The sequence below is a fragment of the Burkholderia sp. BCC1998 genome (assembly GCF_905339875.1).
Lineage (GTDB): Bacteria > Pseudomonadota > Gammaproteobacteria > Burkholderiales > Burkholderiaceae > Burkholderia.
The window spans coordinates 1-1,172 of sequence record NZ_CAJPHE010000074.1 but is presented as its reverse complement, the minus strand read 5'-3'; the positions used below and the strand labels follow the sequence as shown (position 1 = coordinate 1,172).

Here is a 1,172-nt window from a genome sequence, read left to right as displayed (position 1 = left end):
TCGACCGCGAGCGCGACGCCCATCCCGCCGCCGATGCACAGCGACGCCAGCCCGCGCTTCGCATCGCGCTTGGCCATCTCGTGCAGCAGCGTCACCAGGATCCGGCAGCCCGACGCGCCGATCGGGTGACCGATCGCGATCGCCCCGCCGTTCACGTTCACCTTCGACGTGTCCCAGCCCATCTGCTTGTGCACCGCCAGCGCCTGCGCCGCGAATGCCTCGTTGATTTCCATCAGGTCCAGGTCGCCCGGCGTCCAGCCCGCGCGCTCCAGCGCACGGCGCGATGCCGGCACCGGCCCCATGCCCATCACGCTCGGATCCACGCCCGCGTTCGCGTACGCCTTGATCCGCGCCAGCGGCGTCAGGCCGAGCGCCGCCGCCTTCTGCGCCGACATCACCAGCACCGCCGCCGCGCCGTCGTTCAGCCCCGACGCGTTCGCCGCCGTCACCGAGCCGTCCTTCGAGAACGCCGGCTTCAGCCCCGCCAGCGATTCCGCCGTCACGCCGTGGCGCACGAACTCGTCCGTCGCGAACTGCAGCGGCTCGCCCTTGCGTTGCGGGATCGACACCGGCACGATCTCGTCGTCAAAGCGACCGGCCTTCTGCGCGGCTTCCGCCTTGTTCTGCGACAGCGCCGCGAACGCGTCCTGCTCCTCGCGCGTGATCCCGTATTCCTTCGCGACGTTCTCCGCCGTGATGCCCATGTGGTACTGGTTGTACACGTCCCACAGGCCGTCGACGATCATCGTGTCGACCAGCTTCGCGTCACCCATCCGGAACCCGTCGCGCGAGCCCGGCAGCACGTGCGGCGCCGCGCTCATGTTCTCCTGCCCGCCCGCGATCACGATCTCCGCGTCGCCCGCCACGATCGCGTTCGCCGCCAGCATCACGGCCTTCAGGCCCGAGCCGCACACCTTGTTGATCGTCATCCCCGGCACTGCGCTCGGCAGGCCGGCCTTGATCAGCGACTGGCGCGCCGGGTTCTGCCCCGAGCCCGCCGTCAGCACCTGGCCCATGATCACTTCGCTCACCTGCTCGGGCTTCACGCCCGAACGCTCCAGCACCGCGCGAATCACCGTCGCACCCAGCTCCGGTGCCGCGATCTTCGCGAGCGAGCCGCCGAATTTGCCGACCGCGGTTCGCGCGGCCGATACGATCACTACGTCCGTCAT

At 70.1% G+C, this 1,172-nt stretch carries 1 protein-coding gene; it reads right to left on the bottom strand.

The window, feature by feature from the left end:
* Positions 1-1,172 (bottom strand): acetyl-CoA C-acetyltransferase (locus tag U5A56_RS36820; RefSeq protein WP_321927387.1); only part of this gene is annotated, 1,172 nt, incomplete at both ends.